This window comes from Rossellomorea marisflavi, assembly GCF_001274775.1.
In the GTDB taxonomy this organism is placed as follows: domain Bacteria; phylum Bacillota; class Bacilli; order Bacillales; family Bacillaceae_B; genus Rossellomorea; species Rossellomorea marisflavi.
In genome coordinates this window covers 1,546,847-1,563,383 of record NZ_LGUE01000001.1, presented here as the reverse complement: position 1 = coordinate 1,563,383, position 16,537 = coordinate 1,546,847, and the positions used below count along the sequence as shown (strand labels likewise).

Sequence of the window (16,537 nt, the reverse complement as noted above, 5' to 3'; positions counted from 1 at the left end):
TTTTGATGCAAGAGGTGAAAGGGTATGAAGAAATTCATCTTGGCTGGATTCCTTATTTTAGTGGCGATTGCAATTTTTGTACCATTTCAGGAAAGGCTGACGGTGGTATGTCTTTCCACAGAGGCGAAGACGATGTACGTGAAGCTCCCGGAGGATCGGGAGTTTTCAATTCAATATACCCACTCGATCCATTTATCCGAAGTACAGGAGTTTTATAAGATCCCTGGTGACGGGGCTGAAATTACTCAATATGCCCTTCTCTATGAAGATACGTCAATTGGCATGCCTTCTGATGCAGAGGGGGATGAGGTGTTCAGTAGGACGAAGGATGGGAAATATCTTATATCGAATATGGACCGTAGATTTTCCTATATCGATCTTCAAATAGGACAAGTGGTCGCCAATCATCGTATGAAAATAGGAAAGTCCGAATATGAACTATCAGAATTTTTCGGTAAGGGTGAGTTTGTCCGCTTTCAGTGGAAGAGGGCTTCACTATTTGCACAATGGAAAGGAGTGACTGTTAATGGATAAAGATGAGAAATTCGAAACGTTGACAGAGGAGCAACAGCGGGAATTGCTTGAAAAGTACGATCCCGAATCTTCTACTCGGAAGCTGGAGAGTGGATTCTTTAAATGGATCATTTTTTATGGGTTATTGGCATTTTCATTATTTCAGTTAGTGGCATCGATCTTCCAGTTCATTCCGCGACAGCTGTTATTATCGATCCACCTTGGATTTGCGCTATCATTGGTCTTTTTGCTGTTCCCGGCAAGGAAGAAGAATCTGAAGAAAAATAAAGTGGCCTGGTATGATGTGGTGTTATCGGTCATTTCCATCGGAATCGGCGCCTATTGGCCGCTGATGCAGGATGATATCGTCAGCCGTGTCGGCATGATGACCTCTCTTGATTTCTACGTTGGATTTGCGGCCATGATCCTTGTATTGGAAGCGACAAGACGTGCCGTCGGCCTTCCGATCACGATCATCGCCACGGTATTCATCCTGTATATGTATTACGGCAGAATCATGCCTGGATTCCTTGCTCACAGGGGATTCGATTGGGATGATATCGTCAAGACCATGTTCTTTACAAGTGAAGGAATCCTGGGGACTCCGCTATATGTGTCAGCGACGTTCATATTCCTATTCCTGCTATTCGGTGCCTTCCTCGTCAAGACGGGTGTAGGACAATATTTCAATGATCTGGCAGTAGCCATTGCCGGTAAAAGGGTCGGTGGACCTGCCAAAGTGGCAATCTTCTCGAGTGCACTGCAAGGAACCATCAGCGGGAGCTCGGTTGCAAACGTCGTTACATCCGGTTCCTTCACGATTCCGATGATGAAAAAGCTCGGATATCGTAAAGAATTCGCTGGAGGGGTAGAGGCAGCCGCTTCCACAGGAGGGCAGCTCATGCCACCTGTCATGGGTGCCGCAGCCTTCTTGATGGTAGAGTTCATCGGAGGGATTTCCTACTGGGATATCGCGAAAGCAGCAGCGATTCCAGCCGTCCTTTACTTTACGGGAATCTGGATCATGACCCATTTTGAGGCGAAACGCGTGGGGTTACGCGGACTATCCGATGAAGAGATGCCCAATAAGAAGGAAGTATTTAAACAGATTTACCTCTTGCTTCCGATCCTTACGGTCATCATCCTCCTAGTAAGCGGGATGAGTGTCATGAGGGCGGCCCTTTGGTCCATTGTGGCTACCATCGTGATCAGTGGGATCAGAAAAGCAACGAGGATCGGATTCAGGGATGCCGTCGATGCTCTTGTCGACGGGGCAAGGACCGCTTTATCCGTTGCAGTGGCAACAGCGTGCGCCGGTATCATTGTCGGAGTGGTCACCAAGACCGGCCTGGGTCTGACCATGGCAAATGGGTTGGTTGATCTTGCAGCAGATCTTACGAATACAGCCCAAGGGAAATTACTGCTCACGCTATTCTTTACCATGATTGCTTCATTGATCCTGGGTATGGGCTCGCCAACTACAGCCAACTACGTCATCACTTCTACGATTGCAGCACCTGCAATCATCCTTTTAGGAGCACCTGAGCTATCTGCCCATCTATTCGTATTCTACTTCGGAATCGTTGCAGATATCACGCCTCCAGTGGCACTGGCAGCATTCGCCGCGGCCGGGGTGTCGGGAGGGGAACCAATCAAAACGGGGGTCAACGCGGCAAAGCTTGCCATAGCCGCCTTCATCATCCCTTATATGTTCGTCCTCTCGCCTGAACTCCTGATGATCGATACAACGATCCCTGAACTGCTTTGGGTCGTATTCACAGCTGTGACCGGGATGATCGCCATCGGCGCTGGTATCATCGGCTATTGGTTCAGACGGATGTATGCCATTGAACGCTTGTTCGCCGTTGCAGCAGGGCTCATGCTCATTTATCCGGAAGGAATGACGGATATCATCGGATTGATCACGTTCATCGTCCTCATCGGTCTGCAATTCTTCGTAAAGCGCGAAGACAAAGTGTTGAAAGCTACAGCTTGATAAATGAGTAAAAGACCGGGTGTCTGTGCCCGGTCTTTTACTCATTTACTTCCTACCCGGATCTTTCTTCAAGGGAATGGGAATCGAGGGAGACGGCCAGGATACCGTCTGTCTTGAATGTACGCGGAGCTTTTCTGAGATAGCAATAAGCATCGACCGTTTGTTCTGTGAAGTGATGGACGAGGATCTTTCTTTTGGTAAAGCTCTCACCGTCGAAATAAATGATGTCGATCTTGATTCCTTCATTCTGGGAAAGGGCTATCAGCTTCATGACGCGAGACCTCCTTCATCCTAACAGCCTACGCGCAGAATGCCGCTTTTATTCAGTGTGTAAGCATGATAAATAAAAAAGAAAAATTATTTTCGCAAAACATGTTGACTTTTAGCGAAAATCTTATATAATTTAATTTGTACCTTACATAAGCGACCTGTTAGCTCAGTGGGAGAGCACTTCCTTGACAGGGAAGGGGTCGGGGGTTCAAGTCCCTCACAGGTCATCGCTAAGAACGTTTCCATCGGGAAACGTTCTTTTTATATGAAAAACCCACCTAAATAAAATAAAGGTCTGACTTCTATCGGATTGGCTTGATTAATGTGCGCATACCTGTTATTCTATAGAAGAATTATTTTTGTTCGGTATGTAAGGGAAGAACAAGATTTGCTTTTCGCCTGATATCGCAAGAATAGTAATAATTTGTGCACAAGCACGTAGGAGGCAACAATTATGGAAAACGGTAAAGTGAAATGGTTCAACGCAGAAAAAGGTTTCGGTTTCATCGAAGTTGAAGGTGGAGACGACGTTTTCGTACACTTCTCAGCGATCCAAGGCGAAGGTTTCAAATCTCTTGACGAAGGTCAAGAAGTATCTTTCGACATCGAGCAAGGTGCTCGTGGACCACAAGCAGCTAACGTTGTAAAACTTTAATTTTACATTCCAGGAACAGGCTCCCTCGGGGCCTGTTCTTTTTTTGTGTCTTTATCCCTGCTTCCCTTATAAGTTTAATTGACAGAATAGTTAAAATCCAATTTCAATTTCTCCTATTTACAGGTAATATGGGGATATGAACAGGGAGAAAGGATTGATTGCTGTGAGGGAAGTTGTCATTGTCGAAGGAGTACGCACGGCTGTCGGGAAGCGGAACGGAGCACTTGCCGGAATACGGCCCGATGATCTTGCCGGAGATCTGTTGAAGGGATTGATGGAGAAGGCAGGTGTTTCACCTGGGCTTGTAGAGGATGTGATTATGGGGTGTGTCACCCAGTCGGGGGAGCAGGCAGGTGATATTGCCAGGGTGGCTACCCTTATTGCCGGTTTTCCCGTTGAAGTACCAGGGGTCACGATCGATCGGCAGTGCGGTTCGAGCCAGCAGGCAGTCCACTTTGCTTCCCAGGCCATCCTTTCAGGTGATATGGATATCGTCATTGCCGGGGGTGTGGAGAGTATGAGCCGCACGCCGATCGGATCGAATTTCGCCGGAGCGGGACTGAGTGAAAACTTGAAGAACCAACATGAAATGATCCATCAGGGAATATCGGCAGAACGGATTGCAGACACGTACGGCTTATCGCGGGATGAACTCGACCGGTTTGCTCTGGCCAGTCACAAGAAGGCTTTACAGGCCAGGGCGAACGGATACTTCAAAGAGGAAATCCACGCCATCAAACTCAGTGAAGGAGAGTTCTTGGAGGATGAAGGACCGAGGGCGGGAACATCCATAGTGGCGCTTGGAGGCCTGCGCCCTGTGTTCAGGGAAGAGGGCATCATTACAGCAGGAAATTCATCGCAAATCAGTGATGGAGCGGCGGCTCTGCTCCTTATGAGCAGGGAGAGAGCTGTTTCACTCGGATTGAAACCCAGATTCAAAGTCCATACGAGAGTCGTGGTCGGTTCAGACCCAACGCTCATGCTTACAGGGCCGATACCGGCTACGAAAAAGGTTTTGGAAAAGTCAGGTATCCCACTTTCCGAAATCGATGTATTCGAAGTGAATGAGGCTTTTGCACCCGTAGTGCTGGCATGGCAGCGTGAGATCGGGGCGGATCCTGGCAAGGTCAATCCGAATGGCGGAGCCATTGCCTTGGGGCATCCCCTTGGGGCAAGTGGGGCCAGGATCATGGTGGGCATGATGCATGAGCTTGAACGCACAGGGGGGCGCTACGGCCTTCAGACGATGTGCGAGGGTCATGGTATGGCGAACGCAACGATCATCGAAAGGATATGAAAGAACCCGGCCCTTAAAATGGCCGGGTTCTTTCATATCCCACTCATGATCCTGATGAAATCACGTATGAATGCTTCATAATCGATGGAGAGATAAATGTTTGGTGAGTGATTGCCTGGTTTCGAATCCGGGCGGAAATCTGCGTTCGACTGCCCCCTGAATGGTCCTGACGTTTCAACCCCTACGTCCCTTTCGAGAAATCGGCCGAATGACGGATTCATCATGAGGGAGGCGGCAACAAGATCATGGATCGGTGGACCGGGCAATCCAGGTATCTTTTGTTTATAGGCACGGTCATAGAATGAATGGACGTCTTTAAGAATCGAGGTAAGACCCGTACCCGACGCAGGAGAGGATGTGATCATATCAATATGTGAGGATGTGACAATCGCCCGATTGGTCACGTTGAGGGGGAAGAGGCTGATGCGCGGTACTGTGGATAGGATGGCGTGACTGGCGACGGGATCGCCGTGGAAGTTGGCTTCGGCTGTTTCTGTCACATTTCCCGGAACAAGGAAAGCGCCTCCCATGATATAGAACCTGGACACCTGATCGATGAACCCCTCGTCAAGAATGATGGCTACGGCAAGGGAGGTACTCCTTCCTAGGTCCAGGATGTACACATTGTCGTAGGAACGGACGATCTTGAAGATCTCGCTGAACTCTTTGAAGCTCCCTTTGAAGGTGGCCGGAGGAGTGATGGGGCCGAGTCCATCCGGTCCGTGGATCTCAGGGTAATAAACAGGCGTTTTCCCCGTACACGAACGGGTGGCACCCATGATGACGGGAATCTCCTTTTGACCTGCAAGGTCCAGGATATAAGCGATATTATTCGCGGCTTTGTCACGTGCTGTATTTCCATAACCCGATACGATCCCGATCACCCGGATGTCAGGATGCTTGAGGGTATACATGATGGCCAGGGTATCATCGATACCCGGGTCAGCGAAGATCAATACATTCTTCACACTTCTTCACCTCCTTCCCTCACTATATGAAATAGAAAAGGAAGGTTATGCCATTACTCAGATCTTCTTCACGGAGATGGCGTCCCTCATTTTTTGGAGTGACCTTGAGGACTGATCTTTCCGTTTCATCATGATGGTCACATAAAGAGCGTCTACGATGCTCAGTTGACCGATACGGGAAGCGAGTGCTTCTGATCGGTAATCGGTTTCTTGTGAGGAAGTGAACAGAGGCACGTCGACACCTAGACTCATGGGGGACTTGGCAAAGTGGGTGATGGCAATGGTCGGAACGCCATTGCCCTTCGCTACCTCCAATACCTCCAGTAGATCCTTATTCGCTCCTGAATGGGAAATGAAAAAGATGAGGTCTTCGCTGGTTAGCTGGGATGCTGATATCAGTTGCATGTGGGAGTCGTTATAAGCAGTGGTGGTCATGCCGGTACGAAGGAATTTGTGATGGGCATCCATGGCAACGAATCCTGATCCCCCGGTTCCATAAAATTCAATCCTTCGTGCCTTCAGCATCATCGCAACCGCCGATGTGAATGATTCTTCATCCATGATGGCGATGGAATCTTCCAACGTGCGGATATTGGAGCGGAACACTTTCTGTGCAATGACTTTTTCACTATCACCTTCTTCAATCGTTTCATGAATGTCATCGAGGGGGGTGACGATTTCTGCCGCCAAAGAAATCTTCATGGCCTGATAGCCCTTGAAACCGATGCGTTTGCAGAACCTGAAGACGGTGGCGTCGGCTACGGAAAGATCCTCTGCAAGCTGACTGATCGTAGAATGGATAATTTTTTCAGGGTCAGCAATAATAGTATTGGCGATTTTCTTTTCTTTTTCGCTGAATTGAGAATAGTGGGACCGGATGCGTGGTAAACAATGTTGAGGTATATCGTTTTGCCGCAAGGTGAGGCCTCCTTATAAGGGATGATGGATGAAAATTATTTTAACCTATTGTACAATAGAAAAAAATATTATTTCAAATGTAGTATCAAGAAAATTTATTTCGTATTATACTATGGATGATGAAATGATGTTTATACAATTGAAAGGATGATGAAAAATGGGACAACAACAAATCGGTGTAGTCGGCGTCGGCGTCATGGGGAAAAGCCTTGCGCTGAATTTTGAAAGCCGTGGATATAAGGTTGCAATCTACGACGTGTCAGAAGAGAAAGTGGCAGGTGCCCTTCAGGAGCATCAGGATAAAAATCTGACAGGTTTCCACCAGGTGGAGAAATTCATCGACTCTCTTGAAGTGCCAAGGAAGATCATGATGATGGTACCGGCAGGAAAGATCACGGATCTTGCCATTGAATCCATCCTGCCACACCTGGATAAAGGGGATATCCTCATCGACGGAGGAAATACATACTTCGAAGACACGGTGAGACGCAACAAGGAGCTCGCTGAGCGTGGAATCAACTTCATCGGAGCCGGAGTATCAGGTGGAGAAGAAGGGGCCCTATACGGTCCTGCAATCATGCCTAGCGGCCAGAAAGAAGCCTATGACCTCGTGGAGCCATTCCTTACTAGCATTGCAGCGAAAGTAAAAGGGGATGCATGCAGCACGTATATCGGTCCGGACGGCTCCGGTCACTATGTGAAGATGGTGCATAACGGAATCGAATACAGCGATATGCAGTTAATCTGTGAAGCCTACTATTTGATGAAGAATGTCCTTGGACTGAGCGCACAGGAGCTTCATGAAACATTCAAAGAATGGAATGAAGGTGAACTTGACAGCTACCTCATCGAGATCACGGCCGATATCTTCACGAAGATCGATGAAGAGACGGGAGAACCTCTCGTTGAAAGGATCCTCGATACAGCCGGCCAGAAGGGAACCGGTAAATGGACAAGCGTGAGTGCACTTGATCTTGGCGTACCTCTTTCCATTATCACGGAATCCGTTTTTGCACGGTTCATCTCGGCCATGAAGGACGAGCGCGTGAAAGCGAGTAAGATCCTGAAGGGGCCAAAAAACCAAACCTTCTCAGGCAACAAGGAAGAATTTATCGAGAGCATCCGTAAAGCTCTATATCTGAGCAAGATCTGTTCTTATGCACAAGGCTTCGCCCAGCTTCAAGTTGCTTCAAAGGAATATGGTTGGGATCTGAAACTCGGTGAACTGGCGAAAATCTTCAGAGGGGGATGCATCATCCGTGCTGGATTCCTAGAAGAAATCATGAATGCCTATGACCGTGATGGCGAGCTTTCAAATCTTCTCCTTGATGATTACTTCAAAGGCATCGTTGAAGGCTACCAGGAAGATGCACGTGAAGTCGTGGCGACAGCGATCAAGCTTGGAGTGCCTGTACCTGGACTTGCCAGTGCCCTCGCCTATTACGACAGCTACCGTTCTGAATCGCTCCCTGCGAACCTCCTTCAGGCACAAAGGGACTACTTTGGTGCCCATACGTATCAGCGAAAAGATAAAGAAGGTGTCTTCCACACTGACTGGCTAAGAAAATAATATGAAAAACAAGCCTGGCGACGACGCCAGGCTTGTTTTAATATTCTTCGCTAGAAGAAGAGTCTTTGCTTTTGTGCTTTTTCTTTTCATCCTGGAGGTCTTTTTTTAAGTCATCCAAGGGAATGGAGTCGACAGTCTGTTCTTTTTCACGATCCAGGATCTCACGGTCTTCACCCGTCTGTTCAGGTTGGTCGTTCTTATTTCTTGCCACGTCAGTTCCTCCTTTCCGTCATGGTAGTTAAATACCCTCAACGTTCAGTGGGAAACATAAAAAAGGACATCCGTCGGGATGTCCTTTTTGAAATTAGATTTTCACGTCGACTTTTGCATTTTTCTTGAGATCTTCCACGTGCTTCACAAGCTGTTCTTGTTTCTTTTGCTGTTCAAGCTGTGATTTGAGCTGAGGCTCGACATCTTCAAGTTTTGGTGCATCTTTTGAATCTTGGCCGCTTTGGCTCGCGTACTGTTCGTACATTTTCTTCACTTCATCGTCTGTTACTTTTTCGGTCTTGATTTCTTTATCGACATATTTTGTATATTTGATGTTTTCGGCAATTTGATTTTTCAGTTCATCCATGGTGAATCCGGCATCTTTCATGGCCGCATTGAACTTTTTATCATCCTCATATTGCTTTTTGACTTCTTCGAGCTGCTTGTCCACTTCGTCATCTGAAGCTTTGTACCCTTTTTTATCTGCTTGTTGAAGCAGGAGGGTCTGACCTACAAGACTGTCGATCGTTTGTTCTTTGATCTGCTTGGCAGCATCCTTAGAGGTTGGATCCTGACCCATTTGCTGATATTGCATTTGAGAAGAAGATAGTACGTTGTTGTAATCTTCCCCTTTGATTTTCTCATCATTTACGATGGCGACGACTTTATCGTTGTCGACTTTCTGCTTGTCCATCTTTTTTTGCATTTCTTTCATTTGTTTCGCTTGTTCTTCCTCGCTTTTTGCCTGTTCGGAGGATTTTTTACTATCATCGGATTTTTTTGCACTATCGTCATTAGCTCCGCAAGCTGCGAGCAGCAGTACGGTCATAGCCGCTAAAAGGATCGTGAGTAAACGTTTATTCATAGTGATCTCCTTTCGAAACTGGGTTTCAAGCTTCTAAATGGCATTTTAAAGGATTCCTCAAGAAAAAGAAAGTATTTGGGAGGATTAATTTCCTTGTAATTCCCTTGAAATAGAAGAGAAGCCTTGAAAAGTGCGGGTTTATCACAAGGGAAGCGTGTGACGGCCAGGTGAATGAAACATAACTGTAAGGAATTCAGGGTAAAAAAGGAGCCGCTGCAGATGGGGGTACCATCTCAACGGCTCAAAATAATAGGGGACCTAAGAATACGGTCAAAACAACCTTCTATTGCATCATAAAGGGATAACGGCATTTCCTCAAGGGAAGTCTGGCGCCATGTGGACCGATATGGATGGATTACACGCTGTCTTGTTCTGCTCTTCTATGGAATTTAACGAATAAAATAATTGTAGGCATAAATTCATCTTGCTTTCTTTCTTTTCATTTGAGCTTCTCTGTTGTAAAATGTAGAAAGTTGGTTTAATATAAAAGACGCAACATATTGTGTTTTGTTTAAATTTCATAACAATATATTGTTTATAACCTATGATTGTGGTGTCGGATATCGACTTAAAAGGGAACCCGGTGAAATTCCGGGACTGTCCCCGCAACTGTAAGTGCAAACGAAAGAAGGAATGCCACTGTCCATCGGACGGGAAGGCCTTCGAGTAGGCAAAAAGCACAAGTCAGGAGACCTGCCATAATCAGTACGTGTTATCTTCTTCGGGAATTGGGAGGATAGGCGAGGATTACCTTTGGCTTAGTATGCCTTGTGAATCTATCGTTTATGACTGCCCATCCTATCTTGATAGGATGGGCTTTTTTTATCCTCTCCCGACTAATTATAGGGAGGAATACTAATATGACATCAACCATTAACGGAACAACGGCATCCCATAGAGCGGAACGTCTACTAAACGGGCTTCGGGAAAGCCACGAATCATTGAACTGGGAGGAATACACTCAAAAGGTATCCCTGTATACAGAGGATCAGCCGGGAGTGGAAGAAAAACAGCTTCTTCAGTTCTTGATCCTGTCGGCTGTTGAGCGGATCTCATCCAATGAACCTGATTGGACATACGTGGCGGCCTCGCTTTATCTGAAGAATCTTTATGCCATCAGCGCAAATGCAAGGGGCATGGAGCCATATAAAGGCCTCCATGAACTTATCGGGACACTCACAAAGAAGAATTTGTATTCTCCAACATTGCTGAATGCCTACAGCAAGGAGGAGATGGATCATCTCGAAGGTCTCATCCGTCCTGAACGGGACGAACTGTTCACTTACATAGGAATTGTCACGCTGTCCGAACGTTATCTCACAAAGGACCATGCAGGAGTCCTATATGAACTTCCGCAGGAGCGATTCATGATCATTGCCATGACGCTACTTATGAATGAGCCGAAAGAACACAGGCTCATGCTCGTGGAGGAAGCGTATTGGGCACTTTCAAACCTATATATGACCGTGGCGACCCCTACATTCGCCAATGCAGGCAAGAGCTACGGGCAGCTCTCGAGCTGCTTCATCGATACGGTGGAAGATGATCTGCGAAGCATCTATGACAGCAATACCGATGTGTCCACATTGAGCAAGAACGGAGGCGGGCTCGGTATCTATATGGGGAAAGTAAGAAGTCGCGGAAGTGATATCAAAGGATTCAAGGGGGTCAGCTCAGGGGTGATTCCATGGATGAAACAGCTGAATAACACGGCCGTTTCCGTGGATCAGCTAGGCCAGCGCCAGGGGGCCATCGCCGTCTATCTGGATGTGTGGCACAAAGATATCTTCTCCTTCCTCGATACGCGGCTGAACAACGGAGATGAGCGCCTTCGTACCCATGACCTGTTCACGGGCGTCTGTCTCCCTGACCTCTTCATGGAGCAGGTCGAGAACCGAGGGGACTGGTATCTGTTCGATCCCCATGAAGTCAAGACCATCATGGGCTATGCCCTTGAAGATCATTTCGATGAAGAAAAAGGATCCGGTTCGTTCCGGGAGAAATATTGGGAGTGCGTGAATGAGCCTGCTTTATCCAAAGAAGTCATCCCCGCAATCGATATCTTTAAGCGGATCATGATCTCCCAGCTTGAAACGGGCACGCCGTACATGTTCTATCGCGACAGTGTGAACCGTCAAAATGCGAATAGTCATAAGGGCATGATCTACTGCAGCAATCTTTGCACGGAAATCGCCCAAAACATGAGCCCGACAGTGATGGAAGAAGAAGTAGTCAAGGACGGGAAGATCATCACCTATAAAAATCCTGGAGACTATGTGGTGTGCAACCTGGCATCCGTGTCCCTCGCAAGGACGGTACGGGACGGTCAGATGGAGCGCGTCGTCACCATCGGTGTGAGGCTCCTGGACAATGTCATTGATCTGAACGATATCCCGGTCCTGCAGGCTCAGCTGACGAATGCACGCTACAGGGGGATCGGACTCGGTACCTTCGGATGGCATCATCTCCTAGCACTAGAAGGAATCAAATGGGAGAGCGATGAGGCGGTATCGTACTGTGATCACTTATATGAAGACATTGCCTTTTACACAATCAAGGCGAGTCAGGAATTGGCAGTAGAAAAAGGGGCATACCCTTACTTCCCGGGATCCGCTTGGGATACCGGGGCTTACTTCACGAATAAGGGATATGAAGGCGAAAGATGGTTGGACCTTAAAGACAAAGTGGCAAGCAAGGGGATCCGCAATGGGTATCTGATGGCTGTGGCCCCGAACTCTTCGACTTCCATCATTGCCGGTTCGACGGCAAGTATCGATCCACTCTTCAGACTGGAATATTCCGAAGAGAAGAAAGACTACAAGATCCCGGTCACTGCACCGGACCTATCGCCAAAAACGACCTGGTACTATAAAACCGCCTATCATGTGGATCAGCACTGGAGCATCAGACAGAACAAGGCAAGGCAGCATCATATCGATCAGGGGATTTCCTTCAACCTTTATGTGAGGAATGACATCAAGGCGATTGAGCTTCTTAACCTTCATATGGATGCGTGGAAATCGAATTTGAAAACAACCTATTATGTACGGTCGACTTCTGTTGCAAACTTTGAAGAGTGCGAGAGTTGCCATAGCTAATAAGAAAGGATGGGACAAATGGAAGGATTGAAAAAACGGGTGCTCGTGGATGAGACAGCACCGAATAAATCAACTGGGATTGTCAACGGAGAAAGCTCGAACATCCTGAACTGGGATGATGTGCGCTATACGTGGGCATACCCTAAGTACAAGCGCATGCTCGGGAACTTTTGGACGCCGTTTGAGATCAATATGGCAAAAGACATCAAGCAGTTTCCGCAGTTGACTGAAAAAGAACAGGAGACGTTCCTGAAGATCATCGGCCTCCTGGCTCTCCTTGACAGTATCCAAACGGACTATGCTGGGAAAGTGGCAGATTATCTGACGGATTCGAGTGTGAACGCACTCATGATCATCCTTGCACAGCAGGAAGTAGTGCATAATCACTCCTACAGCTACGTGCTTTCAAGCATTGTACCGAAAAGCGTGCAAGATGAGGTGTTCGATTACTGGAAGAATGAGCCGATCCTGATGAAACGGAATGAGTTCATCACCAATGGATACAAAGAATTCGTCGAGGCCCCGACGGTGGATAAACTCCTCAGGTCCATCATATACGACGTGATCCTGGAAGGGTTATTCTTTTATTCAGGGTTTGCCTTCTTCTATAACCTGGCAAGGAACCAGAAGATGGTTGCGACCAGTACGATGATCAACTACATCAATCGTGACGAACAGCTCCATGTCGGATTGTTTGAAAAGATCTTCAAGGAAGTGCTCGCAGAAAATCCGGAATATGATACGGAAGAGCTCAAGCGCTACGGTACAGAAGCTTTCAAGGAAGCGGCCCTCCTTGAAATTGAATGGGGGAAAGAAATCATCGGAACCCATATGGATGGTCTCATGTTCAGTGACCTTGAGGCCTACATTAAGTTCATGGCGAATAAAAGGGCCAAGCAACTCGGTTTTGAAGAGCCATTTGAAGGATTCAAGTCTAATCCTCTCAAATGGATCATCGCCTATCAGGAAGTCGATATGGGTAAAACCGATTTCTTTGAGCAGAAATCAAGACAATACACGAAAACATCCGATGCAAATGGGTTTGATGAACTCTGATCCAAGAAAAGGCGGTCCCTCCAGGGGCTGCCTTTTGCCATATATTCGACGATCTGCACATCACCATGTTTAGACAGGGAGTTCAGGGGAAAACACCCAACAAATAGAAAAGGAGAGGATCAAGATGGCAGACACGAAAATGGATCAGAAGGTAGAAGATAAACTCGGTAGCATGTCCCAAGATAAAAAAGAGGATATTCTTGAAAACTTTGACCACTTCAAACAATACTTAGGCAAAAAAGTATCACTCGCTGAGAAACTCGGACTTGGTGAAGAGCAGCAGGCAAAAGCAGCACAGAAGGTCGGGGATTATCTGGCTGCACATGAAGAGCCGAAAAACCGTGAAGAAAAATTACTATATGAACTGTGGAAAGCAGGGGACGAAAAGGAGCAGCATATGTTATCTCACATGCTCGTGAAGCTCGTTCATCAAGAAGGCTGAATGAAAAAGGGGATGCGGGTGAGGCACCCCCTTTACCGTAATATGTCCCAGAATAAACAAGAAACGCACGGTGCCCTTAGCACCGTGCGTTTCTTGTTTGTTCATCCGTTTTGTATCGTGGGTGATACTTCCACTTTGACATTTCCATTTAAGGCCCTTGTGATCATACAGGATTGTTCAGCCTTGTACATCAATTTTTCGGCCAGGGCATATTCCTTATCCGTAGGCCGGTCGAGTGTGAGTACAGGACGGTGTAGAATGCGTTTATAGGTGATGACGCCCTTCTCCACTTCCACTTGACCCTCTGAGGTCATCCTCAGGTTCAACTTGTTGATGTTGCTCCGCTCAAGCATGGCGGCCAGGGTGATGATATAGCAGGTTGCCGCGGCACCGAGAAGCATCTCATCTGGATTGGTGCCTGCACCGGGTCCATCCATTTCAGGCGGGATCGAGATGTCGGTGGTCAATGTCTTGCCGGACATCGTACCCACATCGTTCCTGAGGCCGGGCCAGTCAGTATCGATAAAGAATGAATGTATAGCCATGATATCTCTCCGTTCTGATAGTAGTTCCTCTCTATACTATAGGGTGATGGGGTCCTCTTGCAATGAAATGGCTCCTCCACATCCAAAGTGGTACGAATCGAGCGAATTGGGTAAAATACAGTATCAACTCGTATGAGGGGAATGAACATCATGAATGATTATATCAAACAGGTTTTCAGTCGGTTTTTCCAGGAGCGCTTTTACGATCAGGCGGCACAGCTTGCCTACTATCTGCTATTGTCTTTATTTCCTTTTTTGCTATTTGTGTTTTCGTTGATCAGCTATCTGCCGATTTCCGAAACGAATGTGCTGTTGCTGATCAAGCCGTTTGCCCCTGAAAATTCCTATGACATCATAGAGAAGAATGTAGAAAGGGTCCTCTACAATCAACGAGGGGATGTATTATCTCTCTCCCTCATTTTCACGTTCTGGCTTTCCTCCATGGCGGTACAATCCATGGTGAGGTCGATGAATCAGGCCTACGGCATCCAGCGCAAACAGCCGTTCATTGTCGCCCTCTTCTATGATTTCCTCTTGACGGTGGGATTCATGATCCTGATCTCTTTCTCCCTCATCGTTCCGATTGTGGAGGAGTTCATACGGCATACACGTATTGCGGAGGGGAGGATCACAGGGGAATGGGAGCCCCTGTGGGTCATCGGGAAGTGGGGACTGAGTTCGGTCTTCATGTTCTTTTTGTTTCTATTCCTCTATTATGTCGTGCCGAGTAAAAGGATGCTCCTACGGTATGTAGTTCCCGGGGCCGTTGTCGCTACATTCGGCTGGCAGTGTGTTTCCTGGCTGTACGGTTCCTATGTGAAATTGACGGACTACTCCCAATTCTACGGACAGATGGGGAGTGTCATAACTTTGATGGTCTGGTTCTATCTTTCATCGACGATCCTTCTCATCGGCGGCCTGCTGAACGGAACCATCTCCATCAAGCGCAATCGTACCTCCGGCTGAAGAAGTCCGGAGGTTATTTTTTCTGTCGTAAATGGGGAATTCGTTCTATAATGGAATAAAGGAGGGAGTCAGTTGAATACATATCCACATGCAAAGAATACGATGGAACTGATCAAGCAGCTTGTAGAAATCCCGAGTCCTTCTGGCAACACACAGGAGATCATCCGTTTTGTTGAAGATGAGCTTGGTGGCCTTGGACTTGAGATGAAGAGGAATCATAAGGGAGCGCTCCTCGTCACGATCCAGGGAGAGGATCAAAGCCGTCACCGGATGCTGACAGCCCACGTGGATGCCCTTGGTGCCATGGTCAAAGAAGTGAAGGGAAATGGCCGTCTCCGCCTCTCCATGATCGGCGGATTCAGATGGAATGCCGTTGAAGGGGAGAACTGTAAGATCGAGACTTCTTCCGGTAAAATATACACCGGCACGATCCTCATGCACCAAACCTCTGTCCATGTTTACAAAGATGCGGGTGAAGCGAAGAGGGATGAGGTGAATATCGAGGTGCGGATCGATGAAAAGGTCCGAAATGATGAAGAAGTCAGGGCTCTGGGCATTGAAGTCGGCGACTTTGTATCATTCGATCCACGTGCTGAGATTACCGATAGTGGATTCATCAAGTCGAGACATCTTGACGATAAGGCGAGTGTGGCCATGCTCATGAAACTGATCAGGCATATTCGTTCTGAGGGGATCACACTGCCGTACACGACTCACTTCCTCATCTCGAACAATGAAGAAATCGGCTATGGGGGAAATTCGAATATCCCTGCCGAAACGGTCGAATACCTCGCTGTCGACATGGGAGCAATCGGCGATGGGCAATCCACGGATGAATACACGGTTTCCATCTGTGCAAAAGATTCCAGCGGACCCTATCATTACGGACTGAGGAAACATCTGGTAAGACTGGCAGAAGAAAATGGACTTGATTACAAGGTCGATATCTATCCGTATTATGGATCCGATGCTTCAGCCGCAATCAGGGCAGGCTTCGATATCGTCCACGGGCTGATCGGTGCAGGAATCGATTCATCCCATGCGTATGAACGCACGCATGAATCATCGATCCTCCATACAGAAACCCTGCTTTGGCACTATGTCCGCTCATCCATGGTAGATGCGTAAAGATTTCCTTCCACTTTGTGTGGAAGGTTTTTATATAGGA

Annotated in this window: 16 protein-coding genes, 1 tRNA gene and 1 riboswitch; of the genes, 11 read left to right on the top strand and 6 right to left on the bottom strand. The window is 47.4% G+C overall.

Translation table 11 applies throughout. The annotated features are described in order from the left end of the window. Positions 1-24: 24 nt before the first annotated feature. Positions 25-534 carry a DUF1850 domain-containing protein gene (locus tag AF331_RS07780; RefSeq protein ID WP_053427511.1) on the top strand — a complete coding sequence of 170 codons (510 nt, stop codon included), beginning with the start codon at positions 25-27 and terminating at the stop codon, positions 532-534. Then, on the top strand, positions 527-2,509 hold the full coding sequence (locus AF331_RS07775; RefSeq protein WP_053427510.1) for a TRAP transporter permease: 1,983 nt from the start codon (positions 527-529) through the stop codon (positions 2,507-2,509). Before AF331_RS07780 ends, AF331_RS07775 begins: the two co-directional genes overlap by 8 nt. Before the next feature lie 52 nt (positions 2,510-2,561). Here the strand turns inward: AF331_RS07775 and AF331_RS07770 are convergent, their stop codons facing one another. Next, complete coding sequence (locus AF331_RS07770; protein ID WP_053427509.1) at positions 2,562-2,780, bottom strand: hypothetical protein; 219 nt, start codon at positions 2,778-2,780, stop codon at positions 2,562-2,564. Between the two features lie 154 nt (positions 2,781-2,934). On the opposite strand from AF331_RS07770, the gene AF331_RS07765 reads away from it, so the two are divergent. From AF331_RS07765 to AF331_RS07755, 3 genes are all read left to right on the top strand, one after another. Continuing rightward, positions 2,935-3,006: transfer RNA gene (locus AF331_RS07765), tRNA-Val, on the top strand. A 227-nt stretch (positions 3,007-3,233) separates the two neighbouring features. Beyond that, the gene (cspD, locus tag AF331_RS07760) at positions 3,234-3,434 is read left to right on the top strand and encodes a cold-shock protein CspD (protein ID WP_048004281.1); all 201 of its coding nucleotides are present in this window, start codon (positions 3,234-3,236) and stop codon (positions 3,432-3,434) included. Positions 3,435-3,597: 163 nt separating this feature from the next. After that, positions 3,598-4,731 (top strand): thiolase family protein, encoded by a 1,134-nt coding sequence (locus tag AF331_RS07755; RefSeq protein ID WP_053427832.1) that lies wholly within the window; start codon positions 3,598-3,600, stop codon positions 4,729-4,731. A gap of 32 nt (positions 4,732-4,763) precedes the next feature. On the opposite strand, the gene AF331_RS07750 is transcribed toward AF331_RS07755, so the two are convergent. Further along, positions 4,764-5,699 (bottom strand): nucleoside hydrolase, encoded by a 936-nt coding sequence (locus AF331_RS07750; protein WP_053427508.1) that lies wholly within the window; start codon positions 5,697-5,699, stop codon positions 4,764-4,766. A gap of 57 nt (positions 5,700-5,756) precedes the next feature. Further along, on the bottom strand, positions 5,757-6,602 hold the full coding sequence (locus tag AF331_RS07745; protein WP_053427831.1) for a MurR/RpiR family transcriptional regulator: 846 nt from the start codon (positions 6,600-6,602) through the stop codon (positions 5,757-5,759). A gap of 172 nt (positions 6,603-6,774) precedes the next feature. Here AF331_RS07745 and gndA point away from each other — a divergent pair, with 172 nt between their 5' ends. After that, on the top strand, positions 6,775-8,187 hold the full coding sequence (gene gndA / locus AF331_RS07740) for an NADP-dependent phosphogluconate dehydrogenase (protein ID WP_053427507.1): 1,413 nt from the start codon (positions 6,775-6,777) through the stop codon (positions 8,185-8,187). A 37-nt stretch (positions 8,188-8,224) separates the two neighbouring features. On the opposite strand, the gene AF331_RS22730 is transcribed toward gndA, so the two are convergent. Further along, on the bottom strand, positions 8,225-8,398 hold the full coding sequence (locus tag AF331_RS22730) for a hypothetical protein (protein ID WP_162838952.1): 174 nt from the start codon (positions 8,396-8,398) through the stop codon (positions 8,225-8,227). Positions 8,399-8,491: 93 nt separating this feature from the next. After that, positions 8,492-9,262, bottom strand: coding sequence for a SurA N-terminal domain-containing protein (locus AF331_RS07735; protein ID WP_053427506.1), 771 nt, complete (start codon positions 9,260-9,262; stop codon positions 8,492-8,494). Between the two features lie 534 nt (positions 9,263-9,796). Next, a riboswitch (cobalamin riboswitch) is annotated at positions 9,797-9,977 on the top strand. Between the two features lie 145 nt (positions 9,978-10,122). Between AF331_RS07735 and AF331_RS07730 the strand changes: the two genes are divergently transcribed. The 3 genes from AF331_RS07730 to AF331_RS07720 all read left to right on the top strand — a co-directional run bounded on the left by AF331_RS07730 (position 10,123) and on the right by AF331_RS07720 (position 13,858). Next, entirely contained in the window at positions 10,123-12,360 is a 2,238-nt protein-coding gene (locus tag AF331_RS07730; RefSeq protein WP_053427505.1) for a ribonucleoside-diphosphate reductase subunit alpha, read from the top strand. Between the two features lie 18 nt (positions 12,361-12,378). After that, positions 12,379-13,416, top strand: a complete 1,038-nt coding sequence (locus AF331_RS07725; RefSeq protein ID WP_053427504.1) for a ribonucleotide-diphosphate reductase subunit beta — start codon at positions 12,379-12,381, stop codon at positions 13,414-13,416. 124 nt (positions 13,417-13,540) lie between these two features. Next, positions 13,541-13,858, top strand: a complete 318-nt coding sequence (locus AF331_RS07720) for a DUF3243 domain-containing protein (protein WP_053427503.1) — start codon at positions 13,541-13,543, stop codon at positions 13,856-13,858. Between the two features lie 101 nt (positions 13,859-13,959). Here the strand turns inward: AF331_RS07720 and AF331_RS07715 are convergent, their stop codons facing one another. Beyond that, a complete protein-coding gene (locus AF331_RS07715) occupies positions 13,960-14,403 on the bottom strand; it encodes an SACOL1771 family peroxiredoxin (protein ID WP_053427502.1) in 444 nt (147 codons plus the stop codon). A gap of 150 nt (positions 14,404-14,553) precedes the next feature. Between AF331_RS07715 and AF331_RS07710 the strand changes: the two genes are divergently transcribed. Together AF331_RS07710 and AF331_RS07705 are read left to right on the top strand one after the other, a co-directional pair. After that, the gene (locus AF331_RS07710; protein WP_053427501.1) at positions 14,554-15,369 is read left to right on the top strand and encodes a YihY/virulence factor BrkB family protein; all 816 of its coding nucleotides are present in this window, start codon (positions 14,554-14,556) and stop codon (positions 15,367-15,369) included. Between the two features lie 102 nt (positions 15,370-15,471). Continuing rightward, complete coding sequence (locus tag AF331_RS07705) at positions 15,472-16,497, top strand: M42 family metallopeptidase (protein WP_053427830.1); 1,026 nt, start codon at positions 15,472-15,474, stop codon at positions 16,495-16,497. Positions 16,498-16,537 lie beyond the last annotated feature (40 nt).